This is a genomic window from Mesorhizobium sp. M7A.F.Ca.CA.002.05.1.1, from assembly GCF_003998335.1.
Lineage (GTDB): Bacteria > Pseudomonadota > Alphaproteobacteria > Rhizobiales > Rhizobiaceae > Mesorhizobium.
The window spans coordinates 1-5,359 of sequence record NZ_RZQI01000391.1 but is presented as its reverse complement, the minus strand read 5'-3'; the positions used below and the strand labels follow the sequence as shown (position 1 = coordinate 5,359).

The following is a 5,359-nucleotide window of genomic DNA, read 5'->3' as shown; positions in this document are numbered from 1 at the left end:
GAATCGGTCAACTGGCCCGGAAACGGCACGGCCGCGCTGCCCGCAGGCAGGCTTGGCGACGGCCCGTTCATGGCGACCATGACGCCGGTCGGCAGTCCGTCCGACGGGTCGGGCACCCTGTTGCCGGGATGGTAGGAAGCCATCAGATATTGGTCGTCATCGCCGTCAAGCGGCGCGCGGCCGACATATTCGACCTTCACCTGAGCGGTGCCGGTGTTGACATAGTCAAGCATCTGGGCAGCGCGCTCCGACACATCGATGATGCGGCCTTCGTGATATGGGCCGCGATCGTTGACGCGAACGATGACCGAACTGCCGGTCTTGAGATTGGTGACACGGGCATAGCTTGGCAGCGGCATGGTCGGGTGCGCTGCGGTCAGGTGGGTCATGTCGTAGACTTCGCCATTGGCGGTAAGCCGGCCATGGAAGGCATCGCCATACCAGGAGGCCAGGCCGACCTTGGCGTAGCGCTTGTCTTCCTTCGGGTAATACCACTTGCCGCGGACCTGATAGGGTTTGCCGAGCTGATCCCTGCCGCCGCCACGTTGGATGCGCCCATTCTGGGAGATCACACGCGGGCTTGCCTTCACGCCATATTCGGATTCGGCGAAATATTCCTTGGAGCGGGTCTTCTTGTAGACCATCGCTTTCGGCTCGGGCTGCGACGCACAAGCCGCCAGCAAGGCGGCCGACATGGCGAACAACGCGACTGTAGCAGCGCGACGAAGACGCGGTTGCGTCACAGCCTGCATTTTCCTGATGTCCCCTTCAGTCTTGCCTAGACGTCGTATCCAACCGTCGAAGAAGCCGAAACACTCACCCGACCAATACCAGCGACGCCTTCGAACCCCGATCCTTTGTGCGCAGGAATTGCTTATCACGGTATTAACCGATTGTGGCCGCAACCGGGCAAGATTGTGGCGTCTCCACCGCAAGAGCCCTCTGAAAAGTAACGATTTTCGCGCTTCCACGCGAGAGATGTGATGCCCTCTGCCACAGAGAGCCTGGCTTCGCTCCTGCCGGCCATACCTGCCCGTTGACAGGCTTTGTCGGGCAGCGGACCGATAGTCCGGAACAAAGAAATGCGCCGCTAGTTTCATCCGCAGGGCACTCGAACAGAAGGATGAGCATGATGAAAATGGCTTCATTGACAATCGCGATCGCAATGTCACTTTCTGCCGGGTCTGCGATCGCCGCATGCCCGGACAAGTCGGCTTCCAATGCCGGGACGGATGCCGAGCAGACCGCCGGCATTTCGAAAGATGGAACTCACGCGCCCTTAGAGGCCCCGAAAGCCACGGACAGCGCGGGCAAGCCAACCGCCAAGGATGGCGCCACAATGCCATTGGCGGGCGCTGAAGGCGGCGGGGACAAGAATCTCGCAACCTCGCAGCAGGACATTGAGGCGCAGCAGCATGGTGATAAGGCCGCGGCGGCAAAGGCCGATGAAAGCTGCAAAGACTGAGGACCGCTCAGGCCGGAGCCAAATTGCAGCTTCGGCCTTCCTCACCAGCAGCTGTTCCCTTGGCGAACTAAATTTTTGGGGAAATACCGCAGCCGTCCCAAGAGGTTGGCCCTGTGGGGATTAACCCGTCCGCCCGGTTGCTTGATGGTTCCGGTCGATAGCCGGATCGCGCCCTTGCCTGGGCCCCTGCATGCAAGCACTGCAGCGCCTCACATCTCGGGCAACGCCCGCGGCGGGCTTCTTCTTCATGCACCATTGGACCGCGATAGTCCCGGCGCTCGATCCCGACACGCTCAGAGTCTGCCCAGGAAAGCAGGAACCGACGCAGCGGTGGTTGACGCAGCCCTCAATGCCGCTTTACAGGAATGAGGCGTGAACCAGCCGGGAGCGCCTTCGGTGCCAATCCGGTGCCAACAGGCCAAACGAGCTGGCCTCGTGCTACCCAAGTGGTTGAAGAATCACGATGGAGGAATGGCCGAGCGGTTTAAGGCACCGGTCTTGAAAACCGGCGTGGGTGCAAGCTCACCGTGGGTTCGAATCCCACTTCCTCCGCCAGAATTCTAATTAACTAATTGAAAAAGCGGAGTAAATCGCTCTCGCCTTATTCGGTTCCTAACTCAGTTCCTAACTTTTTCGTTCAATGACGACTTATCGCCAGAGCGATTGCCCTCCCCTGAGCATGACCATGTCGTCATCCTCGTCGTCCTCGGGCTCATACGGCGCCGGTGCCTCAAGCAGGTCGATTCGCCTGAGATCAGTCCCTCCCATCGGCGCATCGAGCGAGAGCGTTTTGAACGTGTCGTATTCACGGTTGTAGCCGGTGACGTAATCCTTCATCCGCGCACCGACGTGCTCCAGCAGTAGCTTGCCTTCGAGCACAGCCAGGAGCATCGAGGCGATAACATCATCACGCATGAAGCGCGGAAGTCCTGAACTGACCGCCCGGCTCACCACCCGATAGACCGTGTCCGGGTCGTGGCGCATGGTGTTGATTGATTTCTTTCGCAGCATCCACGCGGCCTGCTTCTTATAGATTTCCTGGCGATGTTCGACAAAGTATTTTCGTTGGGAAATCCGGGTTTCATCCAGATGACCAGCTCTGTACGCATGGTAGTACGCAACCACTTTTTCCGGATTGGCTAGACGCCAAGCTTTCTTGGCCGCTGCACGTATCTCCTTATGTGTCTCACGATACCTTCGCCCGTAGTCCAAGTCTTTTTGACGGTTCTCAGCTCTCCATTTTTTCTTCTTTTCCCTAGCTTCTGGCGAACGTTTCCTTGCCAAGACTTTTTCGCGATTTTTGGTTAGGTATCGGTGTTGTGCTTCGAGGTGCTTTATCGGATCGCGGGCCATCCTGGCACGGTGGAGCTTGGAGACATGACCGCGCAAGATAGTGGGAAAGCTTGTGCCCGCTAATCCCGCTACGCTCCACCACCAAATGAAAAGCCCGCCATCTCTCGGCAGCGGGTCGCCGCCGGGGCTGCCTGTGCAACAAAGGCCTTCGATCCGCGTTGAGGCTGGTCTCAGTGGAGCTTCGACAATGGACCCCGCAACCGCAGCAGTATTGCTTTTACTCTCTTGCAGCCCAGGCCAGGCTGCCGTCTGCAAGCCCATTGAGGCCGCGCCGACGACATATGCGTCGTTCGACGCGTGTCGGGCATCTCTGAAAGACAGGCTCGCAGGTGCGCCAAACGGTGAAATCGTCGGACGATGCCATCCTGTCGACGAGACTGTCACCGGTTCACTGCCCGCCGGGTACACCACCGTTGTTGTCACGCGGGGCGTTGGGGGCAACGCCATCAGCAATAGCTACATCGTTCAACACAAAGAATAGAAAGGCCCGCCACCATGAGGCAGCGGGCTCTATGTCCACTATTTGACGATACGGGGGTCACCAGCCGTTGCGATGCCAATCCGACCCCTCTTGCGGCATGTCGGTATCGTTCGACCACGCGATATCGCCATAGTCTTCCGCACAGTACGCTTCGGCGTCGTGCTGCTCTTCGAGGTCGCAATCGTCGCGCTCTCGCTCGTCGTCCCCTTCCCTGTCATCGGCGCCGACGACTTCGATGCCGCCAGCCAGCCAAGGTTCTAGATCCGGGTCCGGCTCTACGAAGTCCAGCAGCGAAATCAGCCGCTCAATCTCGTCCTCGATCGAGCGGCGGACAGTCGGGTCGGAAAGGCGGGTGTGCGCGTTCATGACCGCACCGCCTTCCTGTTTGCCTTTCGCGTCGCCTGTTGACGGGAATGGAGTTCGATGCGACCCGCGAAGGCGGCTTCATCGCGGGCGACAGAGAGCGCGGTTTCCGGCGATCCGCCACCATTGCGGCGAAGCCAATCCTCTTTCCAGCGCAGATCACGGACGCACCGGGCCGGGATGAAGACCTGTTTGAGACATTGGATTTGCCAAGCCTTGAAGGCCTTGTCCGCTAGGTCGCGCTGGAAAACCGCTTCGGCGCTGTCCTTCCCATGTGTATCGGTGGCAAGGATGCGTCGAAAATCGGCGGTCATGCGGAAATGATATGCCAACTCGATTTGCATGCGGCCGGTGCGCCAGTCGGAGGCCGGCTTCAGCCATGCGATGAGCTCGTCCAGTTCCCCGGAAGGCGGCGGCTTCGGGCGAAAGTATACAACTTCGCCCATGGTCAGCCCTCACCACAGAAGGACGCAAGACAGGCGATAAACTCGACGTCATCGACCGCAACGCCGAGGGCTCCGTAGCCATGAATGAGAGCTGCCGCCTTCGCCCTCACTTCGACCATCGTCACGCAGGGATGCCTGATTAAAGCTTGAAACGCCGTGTTCCAGACAGCGATTGCGTCGTCTGCTTGCTGCATGGCGTCGTGGTGACCGCTGGCGTGGGTCACGGCTTCCTGTTTGCGCAGCGAGGTTAGGCCCTCGGTTTCTGCGGACGTGATGCCTGCCATCCACCGATTGTAGCCGGCGCGATCCATGCAACTCGACGCCCACGACTCATCAACCTGTGCCTTCTTGCGGGCAATCTCGGCTTCGAGGTCGCCGGACGACCGGAAGGCTTTCGGATGGTGCGACCAGATGGACGAGAGCCCACCGGGAGGCGTCCACTTCGGAAAGAGCTTATCGCCAAGCGCGTCAGCGATGGCATTTTCCCGAGCCGCTGTTGACACATAGGTCTGTTCGGCCCGCTGGCAGGCGGCGATTGCCTCTTCTAGGCTGGTCGGCGCGGCGTGAGCCGCAGGAGAGACCGCAACAACGGCGGCAGCGGTTGAGAAAGCAGCCGCACCAAGCAAGAGGTTGCGGCGGTTGACATTGGGCATGCCTTCGGCGGCAGCCCGAACAGATGTGCTCGGCATGTGTTTGGTTCCCTATGAACTAGTTACATTTACTAGTTAACCATGAACCGCAATTCGCTTGCCGTCAACAGCAAACTATGAAATATTCCTAGTCTACCGATATGGGGACACAACATGCTCACTACAGGAAACCAGCTTCGCGCTGCTCGGGCGCTTGCTGACATGGATCAAGGGACGCTTGCCAAGCGGGCAGGAATCAACATCAACACGATAAGCGCGATGGAAAAGAAGGGCGCCGAAGGACTGACCAGCGGTTTGGACAAGGTGCGCGCCGTGATGACCGTTCTTGAGGAAGCCGGCATCGAGTTTCTGAACCATGGGAGCCCAGGCGTCAGGCTGAAGGCAAGGCCATGACCCGCCTTTCTATCGTAGAAGAGCTTGAGAACGCCGCCGATAGCATCGCCGACATGTCGCGAGCGGATCTTCAGATCATGCTTCGGCGGGCTGCTTTGATGCTCCGGAACGTCGCCGGCCTACCGCTGGAGCCAGCCACGGAGGACGCGCTGAACTCCATCGCCGCCGAGATGAAGATCAGGCCGGGCGGATCTCATTCAGATCATCT

Annotated in this window: 7 protein-coding genes, 1 tRNA gene and 1 pseudogene; 4 read left to right on the top strand and 5 right to left on the bottom strand. The window is 59.4% G+C overall.

Annotated elements, in window-relative coordinates; translation table 11 throughout:
- On the bottom strand, positions 1 to 752 hold a 752-nt coding region (locus EN939_RS19605), incomplete at its 3' end, for a septal ring lytic transglycosylase RlpA family protein (protein WP_164751084.1).
- A gap of 371 nt (positions 753 to 1,123) precedes the next feature.
- Here EN939_RS19605 and EN939_RS19600 point away from each other — a divergent pair.
- Together EN939_RS19600 and EN939_RS19595 are read left to right on the top strand one after the other, a co-directional pair.
- Positions 1,124 to 1,465: a hypothetical protein gene (locus tag EN939_RS19600; RefSeq protein WP_236383389.1), complete on the top strand. Its 342-nt coding sequence runs from the start codon at positions 1,124 to 1,126 to the stop codon at positions 1,463 to 1,465.
- A 465-nt stretch (positions 1,466 to 1,930) separates the two neighbouring features.
- Positions 1,931 to 2,020: transfer RNA gene (locus tag EN939_RS19595), tRNA-Ser, on the top strand.
- A gap of 93 nt (positions 2,021 to 2,113) precedes the next feature.
- Here the strand turns inward: EN939_RS19595 and EN939_RS19590 are convergent.
- The 4 genes from EN939_RS19590 to EN939_RS19570 form a co-directional block, all read right to left on the bottom strand.
- Positions 2,114 to 2,818: a hypothetical protein gene (locus EN939_RS19590; RefSeq protein WP_127269314.1), complete on the bottom strand. Its 705-nt coding sequence runs from the start codon at positions 2,816 to 2,818 to the stop codon at positions 2,114 to 2,116.
- Between the two features lie 538 nt (positions 2,819 to 3,356).
- On the bottom strand, positions 3,357 to 3,665 hold the full coding sequence (locus EN939_RS19580; RefSeq protein ID WP_127269312.1) for a hypothetical protein: 309 nt from the start codon (positions 3,663 to 3,665) through the stop codon (positions 3,357 to 3,359).
- Positions 3,662 to 4,108, bottom strand: coding sequence for a hypothetical protein (locus EN939_RS19575; protein WP_127269311.1), 447 nt, complete (start codon positions 4,106 to 4,108; stop codon positions 3,662 to 3,664). The genes EN939_RS19580 and EN939_RS19575 overlap by 4 nt, the downstream gene beginning before the upstream one ends.
- 2 nt (positions 4,109 to 4,110) lie before the next feature.
- Complete coding sequence (locus EN939_RS19570) at positions 4,111 to 4,797, bottom strand: hypothetical protein (RefSeq protein WP_127269310.1); 687 nt, start codon at positions 4,795 to 4,797, stop codon at positions 4,111 to 4,113.
- 114 nt (positions 4,798 to 4,911) lie between these two features.
- Here EN939_RS19570 and EN939_RS19565 point away from each other — a divergent pair, with 114 nt between their 5' ends.
- The gene (locus tag EN939_RS19565) at positions 4,912 to 5,151 is read left to right on the top strand and encodes a helix-turn-helix domain-containing protein (protein WP_127269309.1); all 240 of its coding nucleotides are present in this window, start codon (positions 4,912 to 4,914) and stop codon (positions 5,149 to 5,151) included.
- Positions 5,148 to 5,359: pseudogene (locus EN939_RS19560) on the top strand (hypothetical protein); the annotation flags it as partial. The gene EN939_RS19565 and the pseudogene EN939_RS19560, both read left to right, overlap by 4 nt.

Bases quoted from the DNA above. Each gene is read 5' to 3' on its own strand.
- EN939_RS19600 (WP_236383389.1), top strand. From the start codon at position 1,124: ATGAGCATGATGAAAATGGCTTCATTGACAATCGCGATCGCAATGTCA.
- EN939_RS19590 (WP_127269314.1), bottom strand. From the start codon at position 2,818: ATGGCCCGCGATCCGATAAAGCACCTCGAAGCACAACACCGATACCTA.
- EN939_RS19580 (WP_127269312.1), bottom strand. From the start codon at position 3,665: ATGAACGCGCACACCCGCCTTTCCGACCCGACTGTCCGCCGCTCGATC.
- EN939_RS19575 (WP_127269311.1), bottom strand. From the start codon at position 4,108: ATGGGCGAAGTTGTATACTTTCGCCCGAAGCCGCCGCCTTCCGGGGAA.
- EN939_RS19570 (WP_127269310.1), bottom strand. From the start codon at position 4,797: ATGCCGAGCACATCTGTTCGGGCTGCCGCCGAAGGCATGCCCAATGTC.
- EN939_RS19565 (WP_127269309.1), top strand. From the start codon at position 4,912: ATGCTCACTACAGGAAACCAGCTTCGCGCTGCTCGGGCGCTTGCTGAC.